Annotated in this window: 17 protein-coding genes; 7 read left to right on the top strand and 10 right to left on the bottom strand. The window is 41.8% G+C overall.

Annotation, left to right across the window (positions count from 1 at the left end; all coding sequences use genetic code 11):
• Nucleotides 1–40: 40 nt before the first annotated feature.
• Nucleotides 41–166, top strand: coding sequence for a DUF4023 domain-containing protein (locus ACDZ28_RS12510; protein WP_052414454.1), 126 nt, complete (start codon nt 41–43; stop codon nt 164–166).
• A 110-nt stretch (nt 167–276) separates the two neighbouring features.
• Here the strand turns inward: ACDZ28_RS12510 and ACDZ28_RS12505 are convergent, their stop codons facing one another.
• Together ACDZ28_RS12505 and ACDZ28_RS12500 are read right to left on the bottom strand one after the other, a co-directional pair.
• Complete coding sequence (locus ACDZ28_RS12505) at nt 277–981, bottom strand: hypothetical protein (RefSeq protein ID WP_375104832.1); 705 nt, start codon at nt 979–981, stop codon at nt 277–279.
• Nucleotides 982–1,170: 189 nt separating this feature from the next.
• A complete protein-coding gene (locus ACDZ28_RS12500; RefSeq protein WP_076120079.1) occupies nt 1,171–1,692 on the bottom strand; it encodes a GNAT family N-acetyltransferase in 522 nt (173 codons plus the stop codon).
• A gap of 164 nt (nt 1,693–1,856) precedes the next feature.
• Here ACDZ28_RS12500 and mbcS point away from each other — a divergent pair, with 164 nt between their 5' ends.
• Nucleotides 1,857–3,452 carry an acyl-CoA synthetase MbcS gene (mbcS, locus tag ACDZ28_RS12495; protein ID WP_375105344.1) on the top strand — a complete coding sequence of 532 codons (1,596 nt, stop codon included), beginning with the start codon at nt 1,857–1,859 and terminating at the stop codon, nt 3,450–3,452.
• A gap of 88 nt (nt 3,453–3,540) precedes the next feature.
• Here the strand turns inward: mbcS and ACDZ28_RS12490 are convergent, their stop codons facing one another.
• Nucleotides 3,541–4,119: a hypothetical protein gene (locus ACDZ28_RS12490; protein WP_375104831.1), complete on the bottom strand. Its 579-nt coding sequence runs from the start codon at nt 4,117–4,119 to the stop codon at nt 3,541–3,543.
• 11 nt (nt 4,120–4,130) lie between these two features.
• A complete protein-coding gene (locus ACDZ28_RS12485; RefSeq protein WP_076120081.1) occupies nt 4,131–4,571 on the bottom strand; it encodes a HEAT repeat domain-containing protein in 441 nt (146 codons plus the stop codon).
• A 227-nt stretch (nt 4,572–4,798) separates the two neighbouring features.
• Here ACDZ28_RS12485 and ACDZ28_RS12480 point away from each other — a divergent pair, with 227 nt between their 5' ends.
• From ACDZ28_RS12480 to ACDZ28_RS12470, 3 genes are read left to right on the top strand one after another with little or no spacing between them, the layout of a single operon-like run.
• A complete protein-coding gene (locus tag ACDZ28_RS12480) occupies nt 4,799–5,287 on the top strand; it encodes a DUF4358 domain-containing protein (RefSeq protein ID WP_042124234.1) in 489 nt (162 codons plus the stop codon).
• A 6-nt stretch (nt 5,288–5,293) separates the two neighbouring features.
• The gene (locus ACDZ28_RS12475) at nt 5,294–6,679 is read left to right on the top strand and encodes an MBOAT family O-acyltransferase (RefSeq protein ID WP_375104830.1); all 1,386 of its coding nucleotides are present in this window, start codon (nt 5,294–5,296) and stop codon (nt 6,677–6,679) included.
• Nucleotides 6,680–6,692: 13 nt separating this feature from the next.
• Nucleotides 6,693–7,832, top strand: a complete 1,140-nt coding sequence (locus ACDZ28_RS12470; RefSeq protein ID WP_375104829.1) for a DHHW family protein — start codon at nt 6,693–6,695, stop codon at nt 7,830–7,832.
• Between the two features lie 257 nt (nt 7,833–8,089).
• Here the strand turns inward: ACDZ28_RS12470 and ACDZ28_RS12465 are convergent, their stop codons facing one another.
• The 4 genes from ACDZ28_RS12465 to ACDZ28_RS12450 form a co-directional block, all read right to left on the bottom strand.
• Complete coding sequence (locus tag ACDZ28_RS12465; RefSeq protein WP_375104828.1) at nt 8,090–8,227, bottom strand: hypothetical protein; 138 nt, start codon at nt 8,225–8,227, stop codon at nt 8,090–8,092.
• Nucleotides 8,228–8,534: 307 nt separating this feature from the next.
• The gene (locus ACDZ28_RS12460; protein ID WP_375104827.1) at nt 8,535–9,944 is read right to left on the bottom strand and encodes an ATP-binding protein; all 1,410 of its coding nucleotides are present in this window, start codon (nt 9,942–9,944) and stop codon (nt 8,535–8,537) included.
• A complete protein-coding gene (locus ACDZ28_RS12455) occupies nt 9,928–10,575 on the bottom strand; it encodes a response regulator transcription factor (RefSeq protein ID WP_042124226.1) in 648 nt (215 codons plus the stop codon). Before ACDZ28_RS12455 ends, ACDZ28_RS12460 begins: the two co-directional genes overlap by 17 nt.
• Before the next feature lie 10 nt (nt 10,576–10,585).
• Nucleotides 10,586–11,869 (bottom strand): glycoside hydrolase family 5 protein, encoded by a 1,284-nt coding sequence (locus ACDZ28_RS12450; protein ID WP_375104826.1) that lies wholly within the window; start codon nt 11,867–11,869, stop codon nt 10,586–10,588.
• A gap of 156 nt (nt 11,870–12,025) precedes the next feature.
• On the opposite strand from ACDZ28_RS12450, the gene ACDZ28_RS12445 reads away from it, so the two are divergent.
• Nucleotides 12,026–12,469 carry a hypothetical protein gene (locus ACDZ28_RS12445; RefSeq protein ID WP_042124224.1) on the top strand — a complete coding sequence of 148 codons (444 nt, stop codon included), beginning with the start codon at nt 12,026–12,028 and terminating at the stop codon, nt 12,467–12,469.
• A gap of 82 nt (nt 12,470–12,551) precedes the next feature.
• Here ACDZ28_RS12445 and gshAB read toward each other — a convergent pair whose 3' ends face one another.
• Together gshAB and ACDZ28_RS12435 are read right to left on the bottom strand one after the other, a co-directional pair.
• Nucleotides 12,552–14,882, bottom strand: coding sequence for a bifunctional glutamate--cysteine ligase GshA/glutathione synthetase GshB (gene gshAB, locus ACDZ28_RS12440; RefSeq protein ID WP_375104825.1), 2,331 nt, complete (start codon nt 14,880–14,882; stop codon nt 12,552–12,554).
• 19 nt (nt 14,883–14,901) lie between these two features.
• Nucleotides 14,902–16,245, bottom strand: coding sequence for an MATE family efflux transporter (locus ACDZ28_RS12435; protein ID WP_375104824.1), 1,344 nt, complete (start codon nt 16,243–16,245; stop codon nt 14,902–14,904).
• Between the two features lie 405 nt (nt 16,246–16,650).
• Here ACDZ28_RS12435 and ACDZ28_RS12430 point away from each other — a divergent pair, with 405 nt between their 5' ends.
• Nucleotides 16,651–17,556, top strand: coding sequence for an ArsR/SmtB family transcription factor (locus tag ACDZ28_RS12430; protein ID WP_375104823.1), 906 nt, complete (start codon nt 16,651–16,653; stop codon nt 17,554–17,556).
• Nucleotides 17,557–17,576: the final 20 nt, after the last annotated feature.

The following is a 17,576-nucleotide window of genomic DNA, read 5'->3' as shown; positions in this document are numbered from 1 at the left end:
GTTACAGTAACGGCAAGGTTGCCAATCAAGGAGGATAAACATGGACGATACTCATGCTTTTGTAGAAAAAGTACACGACACCCAAAAGAAAGCTGAAAAGAATAAAGAACATCATGGTAAAAGTACACCAAGTCAAAAGCTGCCAAATAAACAGCACAGTAAGTAAAAGCTTTAAATGATCAGCTCTCAAACACAAAAAAAGCAGCAAGTCTCTCCAACTATGGGAGACTTGCTGCTTTACTTTTTAAAGCACAAAGAGAAGTGTTAAAGAAAACCTTATTTACTCCATTTCACTACATTTACTGCTACTTTTTCTAATTGCGTCTTACTCAGTGTTTTATTTGGGGAACTAATCGTAACAAAACGATCATCCAGTTTATAGGTCAAGAACAACGAATCGCTGGATGGGCTGTACCATTTAGCTTCGGTTCCATTAGAGAGCTTTACAGTTTCACCTTTGTAATCGTAAGCATAATCACGAGGAGAAATGTTCACCTTCATCTGTTTAAACAGAAAGTTCACACCATCATCAGAGCCCACTACTTTTTGAAATGCGTCTCCACTCACCATTTGAGTAGGTGCATAGGCTGTTTCGAAACCTTGGAAATTGGCGAAGGCTTTAACAATCCCTTCTTTCTGAGTGCTGCTGTATTGTACAGGAGTCAGAGAAATAGTGTCAGTCACCGAGCCTCCTGTGCCAAGAATAACCTGATTGTTCACTGCATCAAAGGTCACAGGCACCTTCATCACATCAGCAATCGCACGTACAGGAAGATAGGTTGTATTGTTATAAGTAATTGGCGCCAACGCGTTCCCTTTATTATCAACCGGCGTATACGCCGTACCGTTCACCTTAAAACCAATGCTGTGATTGAGGTATGCAGTGATTTTTTGAAGTTTAGTTCCCGCATATACACCGGCTGATCCTGTAACTACCATCCCAAACACCATTGTTGCTATGATTATTTTTTTATTTTTCATAAGTAAGCCCTCCTTGGAAGTTCAATCTTTGTTCTTACTTTAGCTCAAACAAAATAAGATTATGTCTCTAAGTTGTTTCTTACTTGTACCCATTTTGTAATTAAAAAAATCAAAATATCATTCATTTAACCAAAAATAAAAACAGCAACCCGCTTGTCCTAAAAAGGATCGTACGGGTTGCTGAAGAGATTAACTTTGATACGGTGTTGTAACCTTATACACTTCTGTATATAAAATTTCTCGATATAAATTGAACTCTTCTTCATCGACAGGGTTAGGATAGGTCATGATTTGAAGCGGTAAATCAGCATTTTCCTCACGCAGAGGGGGCTGCACATACTCATAAGGATTCAAATGAAAGCCCAGCCGCTCATAGAAACCGATTCTCCGTTGTTCCATTTCACCCAATGGCGGTTCAACTTCCAAAAGCACAGGTTTGCCTGACTTACGGATATACTCCTCCATCAGCTTTTTACCTATGCCTCCACCTCTTATACTTGGGTCCACTGCGATATGTTCTACAAATCGAAATCCTGGAAACTCCCAGCAAGCTATAAAAGCAATGATTTTCCCCTCAGCATTCACTTCGGTAATCAATCGGTAATGTGGAACATCCAATAACGCCTGTTGTCCCTCATAGGTTCTGATCTCGGAAGTGGGAAAAGAGGCTTCCATAATAGCGAATATTTCATCAAAAGTTGTGTGATTCATAACATAGTTCTCACTTTCTGGATTTATATTTACACAAGTTATCTTAACCTTCTGAACCCTATGATATCAAATTTAAGCATCAAGGTACTAGTACCTGGTACTAGGATAACGTGCTATACTAAGTGTAACAGCTATACACATCTTGTTTGATATAGGAGAGGTTCATATTGGATAATCAGCAGTGGATCGCACCTGAGTACTACAATCTCACTTCGGAAATAGAACGTCATGCACCGGAAAAGATTGCACTTAAGTGGTTGAATGAACTAGGAGACTACGAGGAAATCACTTACGGAGAACTTCGCAAACAAGCTAACCGACTTGCCGGGGGACTTGCAGCACTTGGTCTCGAGCAAGGGGATCGTGTTCTTGTTATGGTTCCACGTCGAATCATCGCTTATGTCATCTATTTAGCATGTCTGAAGCTAGGACTTGCGATTATCCCTTCATCAGAAATGCTTCGCGCCAAGGATTTATCCTATCGTCTGCGGCATGCCGAAGCCAGAGCCGTTATTGCCTGGTCAGAGGTTACTGAGGAAGTAAATAAAATCTCGGAGGATCTGCCTGCTCTGGATTACCGTCTTTCCGTATCTGGCAGCTCTGACGAGCTCGGTAACGGATGGTTAGATCTAGAAGAACTAATGGTTGATCAACCGGATGCGTTCACTACAGTCGAAAGCCACCGTGACGATATGGCGATCTTGGCATATACCTCTGGAACAACCGGCAACCCTAAAGCAGTCGTTCATAGTCATGGTTGGGGTTATGCTCACTTGCGGATCACTTCACCTCAATGGCTTGATATTAAAGAAACAGACACCGTCTGGGCAACAGCGGCACCGGGCTGGCAGAAGTGGATCTGGAGTCCCTTTTTATCCGTCCTTGGTAACGGGGCGACCGGCTTTGTATATAGTGGATCTTTTCATCCTAAGAAATATTTGCAGCTGCTGCAGGATCACAACATTGAGGTGTTATGCTGTACACCAACCGAATATCGCTTAATGGCTAAATTGGAAGACCTCAGTCATTATGACTTGTCCCACCTTCGCTGCGCAGTTTCCGCTGGAGAGCCTTTGAATCAAGAGGTCATCAACACTTTTCAACGTGAATTCAATATCACGATTCGTGATGGCTACGGACAGACCGAAAGTACGCTTATCATCGGAACACTTAAAGATACGCCAATTCGAATAGGGTCAATGGGTAAGTCTATTGCTCCCGGTCTAGTTGAAGTGGTAGACGAAGACGGGATTCCGTCACCTGCTGGAGTCGTTGGAGATATCGCAGTGCACTTAAGCATGCCAGCGTTATTCCATACCTATTACAAAGACCCCGGCAGAAAAGAAAGCTGCACTCACGGTGAGTTCTTCGTAACCGGCGACCGGGCGCGGAAGGATGAAGACGGTTATTTCTGGTTCGAGGGCCGTGGAGATGACATTATCATTAGCTCGGGTTACACCATTGGTCCTTTTGAGGTAGAGGAAGCCCTGATGAAGCATGCCTCAGTTAAAGAATGCGCGGTCGTTGCTAGTCCGGATGAAATTCGCGGACACATCGTTAAGGCTTTTATTGTACTAAGGGATGAGACTAAGGCTTCTCCTGAGCTTGTGAAGGAGCTGCAATCCCATGTTAAAGAGTGGACTGCTCCTTATAAATATCCTCGAAAAATCGAGTTCATTCAGGATCTTCCGAAAACTGCCTCCGGTAAAATACGGAGAATAGAGCTGCGGGAGCAGGAGAAACGTGCTGCGCAAGATTAAGATCGATATGAATCAGGAGGCTTCAGCTTACTGAGGCTTAAAAACAACAAGAGCAGCTAGTCCATAATTGGACTGCTGCTCTTGTTAATTATTCAGACCAGTATTTTGCATCCGGGTTCAAGGCTGCGCCTACTTCGCCCTCTTTTACTAAATCGCAATCGAGGTAACCCTCTTCATCCAGGAAATAAACCTCTTGCTTGTAGAACTCACATAAAGTCTCCAGAAACTTTTCAGGTGATTCATACATTACAATCAGATCCCCAAAATCATGCAGCAGGTCACATACACGTTCCACACCATCCGCGGATTTATGGTAACAAATGAAGTTGCTACCGTAATTCGTTAAGATCGGCAAGATAACGCCATCCGCTTGATGGCCTTTTTCCTCCAATATTCCAGCTAATATCTTCATCTCTGCTTCATATTCATTAATATGAATTAGACGATACCCTGGGATAAATTCGATCAGACTTGGTTCTTCTTCCTCACTGCTTGTACCTGAAACTGTGCTATAAATAGCTTTCAACAGTTCAGGGGCTTCCGGAAAAATCGCCGTAATCTTCGCTTCATTATCACCCTTACCTAAGCTGGCAATATAGTCAGGACGTAGGTCAGCAGACAGTTTAAGGTATTCTTGAAATTGTTCTGTTAATTTGTTAGTTTGCATGTTGTCATCCTTTACTTGTTCGCGGAAGTCCACATCTTCATCAGCCACGCGTCGAAGTCATCGCCTTTTTCGCCTTCATAAGTGTCGTAGACGTCGATTCTCATCTTCTTCAGCTTCTCTTTGAAATCCTCGTACGAATGATCTCTAGGCAGGCTCTTCTTAATTCTCAGGAGTATTTTGGAAACGCCTTTCACTAGCTCCGGTTTATTCTTGGATGGTGCTTTAACATCTTCGCCGAATGCCTTCAGTTTAAGGTAAGCCGCTTCTTGAACTGTATATACAGGATCGCTCTCCATTAAACGCGTCAGGATATCGATAATTTGTTTGTGGTTAGTCTGTCCCAGTTCTTCAACTGCTTCTAGACGGGCTCTCCAATCCGCAGAGCGGTTCGCAGCTTTCTTTAATTCCTCGTAATTCTCCGGTAATCCATTATTGTTTAGTTCTTCGATCATTCCGTTCAATCCCCTTCTATTCAAAACTATCTATCTTACAGTAACAGTATAACCAACCATTGCGCAAGCTAAGAGAGGAAGATCTTTGCATGACCTTTTCATTCAAACATATTTCCACAAAATTGGGGTAAAGTATTCGAAAGAAAGTGTCGCGCAACATTCTATAGACTCTATACGTTAGTTAACTAGAGAATTGTAGATCAAACACACCAAGGAGAGTGACCTAATTGAAAAAGCATACCTTCATTCTAGCGTTAACTATTGTATTAAGTGTGGTGCTTAGCGCCTGTGCCAGCAGTAACAATGAAGCCGCAGTAGAAACCAATCTGACGGCGAAAGAGATGGTCGACGAAATGCTTGCAAAAGTGGAACAGCCTTCATTAATGGAAGTTGAAGAAGATATGGTGAGTCAGCTGTACCATCTAGCTCCATCATTACTTGAAGATTATAGCATTAGAATGCCAATGATGAATGTGAAAAGTAATGAAATTGCTATTTTAAAAGTTAAAGATGCCAAAGATATCTCTACTGTCGAAACCGCAGTCAAAGAGCGTGCGGCAGATATTCAAAAGCAGTTCGAACAATACCTTCCGGATCAATATGAGAACGCCCAAAATTATAAGCTGGTCAAAAAAGGCAATTACATCTTATTCGTGATTTCCGAGAGTGCAGATCAGCTGGTGACTGAATTCGATACCTTGTTTACTAAAAAATAATTAGCGATGGTATTCAGCAGCCTACTCTTCCTATTCCTGTTTCTGCCGGCTGTCCTTGCACTCTACTACGTTTCGCCTTGGCGGATTAAAAACCTCATTTTATTTTTGAGCAGTCTGGTGTTTTATGCATGGGGCGAACCCGTCTACATTGTAATTATGTTGCTGTCTACCGTTACGGATTACGGCTTTGGTCTACTTCTTAGTAGACCGAAGCTAACTACGGTGCAGCGCAAGTGGATTGTGGTTAGCTCCGTCATTATTAACCTGGGCTTATTGTCGTATTTTAAATACGCAGATTTTCTCATCCAGAATGTAAACGAACTCCTCGGCACTCATATCCCTTTAACTGATTTACCATTACCTATTGGGATATCGTTCTATACCTTTCAATCCATGTCCTACATCATTGATGTCTACAGAGGAACTACCAAAGCACAGCGGAATTGGATTGATTTCGGGACGTTTGTAGCTCTGTTTCCGCAATTAGTAGCCGGTCCTATCGTTCAATATAACACTATAGCAGAGCAACTACGTGAGCGTTCGGTGGATATCCCCATGTTCGCGGAGGGTGTAAGAAGATTTATTATCGGACTAGCCAAAAAAGTGCTGCTCGCCAACAACATCGGCCTGCTCTGGCACACCATATCCAGCTCCAATCTGGAGTCCATGCCTGCTTTAACCGCTTGGCTTGGCATTATTGCGTTTGCCTTTCAGATCTATTTTGATTTCAGTGGGTATTCGGATATGGCGATTGGCCTCGGCCTTATGTTCGGCTTCCGATTTAACGAAAACTTCAACAAGCCTTATATTTCACAGAGTATAACTGACTTCTGGCGGAGATGGCATATTTCCTTAAGCAGTTGGTTTCGTGATTACGTATATATCCCGCTTGGAGGCAACCGCCGGGGGTTAGGTATTCAAGTTCGCAATATCCTTATTGTGTGGCTGCTCACAGGAATCTGGCACGGGGCGAGCTGGAACTTTCTGTTCTGGGGATTATACTTCGGGGTCATTCTTATCTTTGAAAAATGGTGGGGACTACAACTGCTGAGCCGTCTACCGCGCTGGACTAGGCATCTCTATGCCGTTGTGCTTATTCTCATTGGATGGGTCTTGTTCGCCTTTGAAGAACTTCCGTTGGTACTTAGTTACTTGCAAGCGATGCTCGGCTTTAATGGCCAGCCATTGTGGAATACCACTACTTTATACTTCACTTACACAAACGCGATTCTACTCGTGGTATTAACTTTAGCCTCCACACCTTTGAAACTCTCCAAGCGTATGGATGCTAGATCGATTCCTGCTCTGGTCTGGTATGGCGTCTTATTCTTCCTATCTGTCGCTTACTTAGTGGATGCTACCTTTAACCCATTCTTATATTTCCGATTCTAGGGGGTGATTGTTTATGAAGCAGAGAACGGATCGAATACTAGTGGTGGGATTTGTCGCGACGCTTTTTCTGGTGGGTATAACCTTTTTCTTATTGCCAGTTCAACGTTTCTCTGAGCTAGAAAACCGATATTTGCAGAGCGCTCCCCATTTGACATGGGACAATTTATTATCCCACACCTACGCGGAAGAGGCGGAAAGCTTCGTAACCGATCATTTCCCTTTTCGAGCCAAATGGGTATGGGTGAAATCGGCGGTGGAGCAAATGAGGCTGCAGCAAGAAAATAACGGGATTTATAAGGGGAAAGACGGTTACTTATTCGAAAAATTCGATGCCCCTGATTACATTAAGGTTCAGCAATATGCAGCGGCTGTGAAACGTTTTGCTGCTAAAAATCCTGAAGCCAAAACGACCTTTCTGCTTGCGCCTACATCGGTAGGCTTGTACAACGAACGTTTGCCCTGGTTAGCACCTGTATACTCACAAGCTGAGGTGAATCAAAAGATCGCTGATGAAGTAAGTGATAGCCTAACTTTTATAAATGGATTTGATGTGCTTACTCCGCATGCTGCAGAGGACATTTATTATCGGACCGATCATCACTGGACAACCTACGGCGCTTACTTGGCTTACGTAGCGTATGCTGAAAGTATGGGATGGCAGCCTCTGTCCCAGAGCGAATTCGAAATTGAGACAGTAAGCGATTCGTTCCTTGGAAGCTACCATACGCGGAGTCAATTTATCGGAGTGGTGCCAGATTCCATTCAAGAGTATAAGCCAATTAATGATGTATCCACCAAGATGCATATTGTAGATACCGGTGAGACTTTAACAAGTATGTACGATCCAAGCTATCTATCGAAAAAAGATAAATACTCTTATTTTCTAGGCGGCGTTCATGCTCTTATGAAAATCACAAGCGAGCTTGATCCTAAAGAAGTCAAACAGGAGAAGCTGCTCGTCATCAAGGACTCCTATGCGCATAGTGTCATCCCTTTTTTGACTCAGCATGTACCGGAAATCCATGTGATCGACATTCGTTATTATAACGGGAGTATCAGTGAGTACATGGCTCAGAATGATATTAAGGATGTATTGATGCTGTTTAATACGGCTACTTTTGTTGATAATTCGGCGCTTTTGAAGCTTAACTGATGATATAGTGATGGATTAGGTGATGGCTATGGAGATAATACGATGAATATGATGACGGGGCGTAACTGCAGGAAGTTTGGACTTTCGGTCGCTGTTGTCTCCAGATGTTTTTGATTTTACCGCTATCAGCGGATAACATCCGGAGACAGCATATGCTTCCGATGCGAGCTTTCCTTCGGAAAGCTTTCAGGCGAACGCTCCGCTCCTACAGTTCCAAAATTCCCTCCGTTACTTTTTACCATATTTATGGGTTAAATCTAAAAACCATTCACGATTATGTGTAGAATCGTGTCTCTGCCGATAGCTTTAAAGCGAATGAATCCTCCTTGAAGGAGTGCTTCATTTATTATGAGCTGCAATTCAATTCCATAGCGTTGCATTAAACTCCACATCACACCACTTTGCGGATTAGGGAAATCCTCCCTAAAATTAGTAAATTATCGGCTCAATTTGTGACTTTTAAGGAAATCCTCCCTAATAAATACGAGAATACCCTCTTTATGAATGAAACACCCTGATAATTGGGGAGATTTTCCCTAATTATCGCTTGGAGCACGATAAATCTCACATAATTAGGGAGGTTTTCCCTAATCTAAACATTTAATCATTGATAGTGCCTGATACATATTCATTATGAGGTTGATTAAGAGTGAAAGAGTTGCAACAATAACTGAAGATTTCTTAAGGGACATTTTCCTCCCACTAGCAATTATTTTCTGTAACCTCTACATCAAACCAAACACTAAAACTAATATACGAATCCTCTAATATGGCTTCGTATTTCAGATCATTTTTAGCTAGAATCTCCGCGACGATAGACAGGCCAAGTCCAGTTCCGGAGATTTCTTTATTCCGAGAATCGTCGATGACATAGAACGGGTCCCAGATATAGGCTAAGTGCTTCTCTTTCAGGCGCGTGGTTTTATTAGTAATAGTGAACTTCAGAGTGTCGTGAGTATCATTTACTAATGAGATTCCAAAGACATTTTCTTCCCCATATTTAATGGCATTACTAATTAAGTTGTTGAATACAATCTCAATCTGGCTGATATCCTCTTCAACGATGGATCGTTCAACCGAATGGAAGTCGGTCTGTAAGGTCAGGTTTTTATTTTTAAGCGTAATGTTATATTGTGAGATCACTTTGAGCAAAAGCTCTTTAAGATCGAATTTCTCTTTATGCACTTCGGTCTTTTGAATCTTGGACAGCTTAATCAAGTAATCCACCATATCTGAAGTGTATTTCACCTGCTCCAAAATGATATCCGTATAGGTACCATCATCCAGACCGTCTTGGATACCAATCGTATAGGCTTGGATTAAAGATAACGGTGTCTTCACTTCATGTGAAATGCTTGAGATCAGTGTGTTTAAGCTTTGATTTTTCTTCTCCAGTTCTGCATGGGCGCTTTTTAGGCGTTGACTCATCTGATTAATGCTTTTAGATAACTCTTCAATTTCATCCCCCGATTTAATCGTCACTTGTTTAAAATCAAGATTGGAAATATCCTTCGCCACATCCTGTAACTGCTCTAATGGGGTAATGATCTTTTTCGAATAATAAGCCACTAACAGCAAGCTGATAATAATCCCCAAAAGAACGGAGTAGAAGCTGAGTTGATTTACGATGTTTAAAGCATCTGTATTGTGCACAACCACAGTGCCGATGAGGATTAAACTGCCATCCTGCTCATATATTTTCGTTAACAGGCTGGACTTTAATTTCCCCTGATTAAATAACAGATTCACCGTATTTCCTTCGTTTACCTTTTGTAAGACTTCTTCCGTAATCCAGAACTTATTGAGTGATACCTTATCTTTAAAGAGAGCAAATTGTATGTTGTCGTTAATTTCTGTTGTACTTCCTCTATTTTCAACCCTAACAATCGTTATATTGTTATTGTTCTCGATCGCTGTTTCCTTGTCCATAAGCTGATCCAGACTGAGATCCTTTACTTCGTCATAAATAGCGTTAATCTTGGTTTTCATTTTGTAAAGGTAATAATCGGACGAGAAAAAATTGTGCAATAAATAGGATGTCCCAAACACAATCAGCAGAATGATGCTTACCATAATCAATAACTTCGTGCTTATTTTATTGATTTTTATCATGGAAGCTGTACCCCATTCCCCTGTGTGTGATCACGTGATCAGCTCCAATCTTATCGCGCAATCGCTTAATATGTGTATCCACGGTTCGTTCTTCGCCGAGGTAGTCCATTCCCCAAACGGAAGATAACAAAGAATCTCTGGACAAAATCCGGCCTTTATTCTCATATAGGAAGGTGAGCAACTCGAACTCTTTTTTATAAAGGGACAGCTCCTCCCCATTCTTGTACACTTTCTTCCGTTCAAAATCAATTTCTAAGTCCCGTATAGCAGCTACTTTTTCGGTACCCAGCATTTTTTTAATTCTCAGCATTAAAATCCGTGGATCGAATGGTTTTCTAATATATTCATCTGCACCGATATCTAAAGCGCTAAATTCATCGTCATGGGAAGATCGGGCGGTCAGCATCACCACTTTAGCTAAACTAACCTGCTTGATTTCATTGCACACCTCAATCCCGCTTCGTTTAGGCATCATCCAATCCAAGACCACAAGATCGATCTTATTCGAAAAAAAGAGCTCCAGCGCCTCCTCCCCATCCGCAGCTACCCAAACGTTATAGCCCTCTTTTTCAAAATAAGTCTTCAATATGGTGGTCATATGTTTCTCATCATCGGCAATTAGAATGTTCAAGTAGCATCATTTACTCCTTTCTTTCCAGTCCTTTCTTCAAAACTGTCCATATTGGGTTATCCACTGCTGTCCGAGGAGGCTGTTCACCTTTCTCTATCGCTTGCCAATACGCCCAGGTTGGAGGCTCAGTGCCAAGCTCATAATCCATACCGTCCCAAGTATCCTCTCGGAAAGCATAGAACGCCCAGTGCCAGCCGAAATCATCAAAAATCGAAATTAAATCCGCCATATATTGATCTGCGCCTTTTACTAATCGATTCGTTCCAAACTCTTCTGCAATAATCCGATTTGCGGGAATGTTATGTTCCTTTGCCCACTGTGCAACTGGTTCTAGAAATTCCTTTAGGGCTTCCTTGTTAAAGGCTTTTTCTGTTTTATTGTCCCCGACCTTTATCGTCCCAGGATATTCATAGGTGAACCCTTTTTTCTTATTCTGACTGGTTAGCTCGTACGGCTCATACATATGAAAAGCATACAAGACATTCTCATCTTCGAGGGGTTTCAAATATTTAAAGGCCCAAGGTGTAGCATACAGGCCAGAATTTACGATGATTGGTGTCTTGGAATCTACGGTACGAATAGCGGTCACTATCGTTTCATATAAAAGATTCAAATCCGCAGGGGTGTTCTCCACTGAGCTATACCATACGCTGTAGTCCTGTGTCCAGAAGTCATGAAATCCCGTTGCAGTCTCAGGATGTGGTTCATTAATCAAGTTATAACCGATTACCGCTGGATGATCTTTCAACCGGCTTGCTAGATCTCTCCAAAATACTGCCGCTTGTTCATGATAACTGAAATCCTTCCATATCCGATCATCATTCTCGTAATTATTAAACTGCCTCCAGCGATCTCCGGGGAGACTTAGGACGGTCAGTACTACTTTTGAGCCCCGAGCCTCGGCTGCATCTAAGTCCGCTTTTAACTCGGCAAAATCCTCTTCAACAATCCCTTCATACTTATCTGCATTCCCTATTAGGAAATCTTTATCCGGGTTCGTATCCGGTTTGTCATTAAATAAATAGTCACTGTCTTTTGCCCATTTATCTGGTGCCAACCGAATGAATTCAATATTCTGCTCTTTGGCAGCTTCATAGTTATCCGGTAACGATTTTGAATTCATAAAATTGGTTCCTTTTCTCTGGACCTCCCAGAAGGCTAGCTTCTCATTCCTTTCTGTCTTCTCTTCCTTCTTCTCTTCTTTCTTCAGTTCTTGATTGGCTTGAGGTGTTACTGAACTACACCCTACAACCAACAATAAGATTAACACTATAAAAGCTTTAGATTTTTTCATTCTCTCACCTCGTAAGCTATCGTAGCGAATCTCTGTTACAAGAGTGTCACAAGGGGTGGACATACAACCATTCAAGTAGGTAACTGATGAATTTTATATGAATCCAAGAGTTGAACCTTCTTCTCTCATATTCTATTTCTAGGAGGTGAGTATAATATGACAATCCAGTTTGTAGATTTACGACTTTCCAACCAAGCTGCTTCAGATAACACACCCGTGGTTATCCCATTAGCAGCAACTCCCCTTGTTTTTGGGGATATCGGTATTCAGACTGTAGGGGTCACGCCTGACAATCAAGGCAATGTCCGCGTACTTTTGTCGGGTTTTTTGAAAGTAGAGAATAATCCTCTTTTCAACACCAATACCATTAATGTTCGCAGAAACGGAACGATTATTTTCACCACAACATTTGGTGTAGCAATCAGCAGAGAAAATGAAGCTTTTGGTTTCTCAGCAGTAGATGTCCCACCAGCGCTGGCTGTCGCAGCAGGTCAGATTCAGTACACAGCAGAAATCTTCACAAATGCACTGGCAACAGATCAATTTAATAACGTCCAAGCCAGAAACTTTAGTGGCGTTGCAGCAGCGGGTAACTCCTAGCATAAACAAGTAGTGAGTTGAGGTGCATACTGCACTATTTTAAAAACAGAAGCTCAACCAAAAGTACTGGTTGAGCTTCTGTTTATTCGCCAAACAATAGATCCAGAATTCGTTCGTCCGCTTTGCGATTCTTCCCTTTATAGGGGTAACAGTGAATATGAATCGCTGGATTAAAATTGATCTCAATAATGCTATAATTGGTACCTGCCGCATCTTCCTTAATATCATCAATCATCATATCTACCCCACAAATCGTGGCCCCCGCAGCTTTAGCCGATTGAATGGCTAGATCTTTATAGCTGTCTGGGATCTCATCTGTAAAGTCTAAGCTGTCTCCACCGGTACTAATATTTGAGTTCTCCCGTAGAAAGATCACCTCATTAAATGGAGGAACATCGCTCCAAGTCTGAGCGTGGTTCTTCAAGAACATCTCTTCGGCTTCGCCGATCTGAATTTTCTCAAGCGGAGTTTTGTAGCCACGACCTCTTAGCGGATCCTTATTTTTTTCGTGGACCAGCTCTTCTATTGTATGTACACCATCACCGACCACATTCGCCGGAACCCGGTGCAATACTCCGACTACTTCATCGCCCATCACTAGAAAACGATATTCTTTCCCCGTCATAAATTCCTCAAGCAGTACTGTTCGATCATGCTCAAAGGCAATTGCGAAGGCTTTTTGATAATCTTCTTTGGAGAATTCATCTGTAAAAATAGTAATACCGAGTCCAAAGTTCGTTGATTTGGGCTTGATCACAATAGCCTTATCACGATAAGTATCATATGCATTCATTGCTGCTTCCAGATCTCCAAATGCTTCACCTGCGGGAACACGAATGCCCTGTTGTTTGAGGACTTCCTTCGTAACAATTTTATTCTCCATAATTAGTACCGTGCTGTAAGAATCCAAGGATGTCTTCGTAGCTTGCTTAACGTATTCTTTATGATCGCCTTTTGTAAGTAGAACGAAATTCTCATCTCGATCGAGCAATTGAAATTTAATCCCACGTTTAACTGCTGCTTTTAGTAGAAGCTGTGTAGATAGCTCCAGATCCTCATATCCCACAAATCGGTATCCGTTCGCAAGACTTTCCTCAGCATACTGTTTAGCTTTATTCAGATGATATTGTACGAAAGAGGATTGTTGAACTTCTGACTTCACAATCGCGGCAAAACTTTGATCTGGATTCAGAATCTTATCCTTGGCTTCGTTCAGAATGTTCGTGAATTCTTTATCTTCTGGGTTCAACAACTGAATCATATCCTGCATCTCTTGAATACAAGTTAAAGCCTTCTGCTCCATCGTCCCGCAAGAATCTCCGTAATCATGCAAGCAGCCTTTGATCCCCTCCATGATCAATTGATCATGATTAAGGTTCGCCATCTTCTGATCCTCTACCCCGAACGGTTCGTCCTCTTTCAATAGCATGTACAGGATAAACAAATGAATGAAAGTCATTGTTTCTTTGCTAATTCCTATTTTATAGAGTGGATTCAGATCAATAAAACGAAGCTCTATATAAGCAATCCCATCCTGCAGCAGCTCCTCTAACGGATGTTTGCCTCTTGCCGTCTTCACTCTAACCGGGCTATAGAACTCTTTTACACTTAATAATTCCTCTGAGTCGATCAACGTTTGTAAATCATGTACATAGTCCGTAAGTGAATCAAAGGAAACATAAAGAGGTTTTTCATTTCGATATCCGCATTCGCTATTCCGAAGTGAATTCATATTTTGAACATAATAGCTATTCTGATCATCCGACTCGCCTCGTGCGACACATTGCTCCATATAAGTCTTATCAAAAACAGGACTAGCACCTGTTAAATAGATTAGAAGCCAGCGGTATCGCAATAGGTTGCGGGCTATTTTTAAATAAGTAGCATCTTTGAAATCTTTATAGCTCATCTGCGGATCTACAATGTCATGAAGCTGTTTAAGAAATGGTTCGTCAAAAGAGAAATTATAATGAATTCCGCTCAGCAATTGTCTTTTGCGTCCATACTTATCCGCTAACTGATGTCTATACTCGTCCTCTACCGGATTACCCATCTTGGCAATGGGAATGTCCTTATCGTTCGGCAGCATGGGAGGATTACTACTCGGCCATAGATATTCTTCCTTAAGCTCTAGCGACACAATATCCTGCAGCGCCTCCAGAAAGTTATAAGTCTCTTCAATAGAATCAAAAGAGGGTGTCACCATTTCAATCTGACTCTCTGAGAAATCCGTTTGAATATAGGGGTTCTCCATTTTGTTGCCAAAGGCTTTTGGATGTGGTGTCAGCGCAAGGTTCCCTTCTGGATCCACTCTGACATTTTCTTTTTCCAAACCAAATTCACCGTGAAAAAGCTCCTTATTCAAATGGTTATCTCTTAAGAGCTGTATGAGTCTACGATTTAATAAAGCCATTTCTACGCTCATCCTTTGCTTAGTAGTCTACCTGCTGTTTGTTCATTCTGAACAAAGATCTTCTAAACCAGAACACAAGAATAACACCCTTGAACACACTGCTTAGCGCAATCGACATCCACACTCCATTCAAGCCAAAAGGTTCGGATAATAGCAGGGCTAGCGGAATTCGGAGTGCAGTAAATGTAATACTAAAGATCGGTGGAATGTGAGTTTGACCAATGCCGTTAAAAGCACCGACTGTCATCAATTCCATACACATGAACAATTGTGAGTATCCGATGATCCGCATATAATCTGCGCCTAATGCCAGACTCGTCTGGTCTGATAAAAATAATGAAAATAGCTGCTGCGGAAACGCAATAAATATAAGCGACACGATCACACCAAAGATGGAGGTTAAGATTAGCGCCTGACGATAACCTTGCCTAATTCGATCGAATCGGCGTGCTCCATAATTTTGACCAAAAAAAGCAGCAATAGCTCCCTGTAGTCCTCCAATGGTCATATAAGAAATAGATTCAATTTGAATCCCAACTTTTTGAACCGCAATGGCATCCGCCCCAAAACGCACAATGATCTTGGCAATGATGATCGATATGATCGTAAAAGTAACCCGTTGGATCGTAATGGGAAGCCCCATGCGGATGACTTCTTTCATTTGACGACTGTCCCACGTTGATGTGTTTGAAATGATTTCTGACTTTCTTGTCTTCATGATAAAGAGAGCCGTAACCAAGATGTTCGCCGTTAATGTTGCAATAGCTGCTCCAGCGACTCCCCATCCTTCAAAACTGCCCCAGCCAAAAATTAAAAATGGATCGAGGACAATATTAACCATAAGACCAATAGAGAAGATCTGAAACGGTTGTTTACTATTTCCCATAGCGTTTAAAAGGGTTGCAAACAATGTATTAACAATAGAAAATACCGTCCCAAAGATCGAAATCATTAGAAATTGTCTAGCCATCCGTTCAACGTCATCACTTCCAAGATCAAAAAAACCAATCAACTGATTCTTGGTTAATAGCACTAAACACATATAGAGAAGTCCTAGTAAAGTAGACATCATAAATCCGTTCTTTATATAAGATTTAGCCTTCTCTATCTGACCAGATCCCATACAATGCGCTACCTTAATCCCTGTGCCGATAGTAACCATTGTCGATAAAGCAATCGCTAGATTAATGAAAAAACTCGCCGTACCAATCGCGGCAACCGGACCACTTCCTAATCTTCCAACCCAAATCATATCGACTAGACCATAAGTAGTAGAGATGAAATTCGTTGCAATAATGGGAAGCGTTAATTTCATTAAGGTAGGCATAATAGGACCCTGAGTCAAATCGTTTGCGTCCTTCAAGTCCAATAACACCTTCTTTATTTCATTTTCAGATTCATTATATAACCACACGCTTATATAATCAATTGATTATATTTCATTGATTCGTTGGACTAACTCTTCATTTGGTTTATTATCGGTTTCCTCACCTGGCTTACTTCTTAACCTAGTCTCTTCATTATGAACCTGTAGATAGAATGTGAACTCCTTAAAAGCAAATAAATTGTGTATACATTAATAAGCAGTTCCTAGTGCACAAAACGTGCCCAGTGGAACTGTTTTTTTCATAATAAAAAATTCTCTTATTTTTCAGTCTAATGGCTATTGAAAAGAATGATTAGTTCGTTTACAATGAAACCAATTAATAGTTCTATATTTATAGAACTAATTCTGATTCAGTAACTCACTGAAGGAATGGAGCAAGTCATGGAATATAAAGTAGAAGTCGATTTTGCACCCATGTATGAATGTGTTAGTAGTATGACCGCTTTTCTAAGCAAGCAAAACCATACTGCTATGGATTCCGGCAAGCTCTGGGTACGCGATGTTCAAGCAAGATTCGCGCCAATGCTGCTTCGTAAAATGCAAGAGGTCGTTAAGAAACTTGATGATTTCAGTTTGGCTCCCTATATTTGGTCTTGTCCGGGGGAGCGTTCGGTAGAAGGCTTTTTGGTTTGGTTCGACGGCTTATCTTCGGGCGAACTGTATGAAATCTCCGGACGTTTCGGTCAATCGGTTCCCTCTAACCTTGCGGAACTCAGAGACACTGCCTCTGACATCTTGCGCGAATGGAATGCGGGATACTTCAGTGGAATTGACCCTAATATCATCAAGGGACTTGAACAGGAAGCCGAATCAAGAAGAGCGACGTTGAACGGTAACAATGACATGGACGTCTTTGAAGCAGCAACCGAAGGAATGCGCCTCTATCCAACTGAGCATCTGAAGCAGGTCATTATTATTCCGCAATATCATGCTCGTCCATTGGTTACTACCTCTATGTATGATGAATTCGTATTCACTAGCTACTCTTGTGATGTTCTCCCTCCGGAAGCTGGACGGCCTGCTCCAGCACTACTCCGCCTTACCCGAGCGCTGTCGGATGAGACGCGGCTGTATATCCTTCGTTTACTCACAGGCAAACAACTGAATTTCACGGAAATCGTGCGTGAGGTGGGACTTTCCAAAAGTACAATCCACTACCATCTTATTGCGCTGCGCGCAGCCGGACTGGTCATTGTCCATACCAATGTTAAAAGCACTTCGTACAGCCTGCGTTTAGAAGCCTTAAATGGGCTGCCCCAGCAAATCGGGACGTATCTGGAGAGTTAAGCATAAAAAAAGGAGCTACC

Origin of the sequence: Paenibacillus sp. RS8 (genome assembly GCF_041956825.1) — a bacterium.
In the GTDB taxonomy this organism is placed as follows: Bacteria; Bacillota; Bacilli; order Paenibacillales; family Paenibacillaceae; genus Paenibacillus_AQ.
This window is presented reverse-complemented; position numbering and strand designations above follow the sequence as displayed.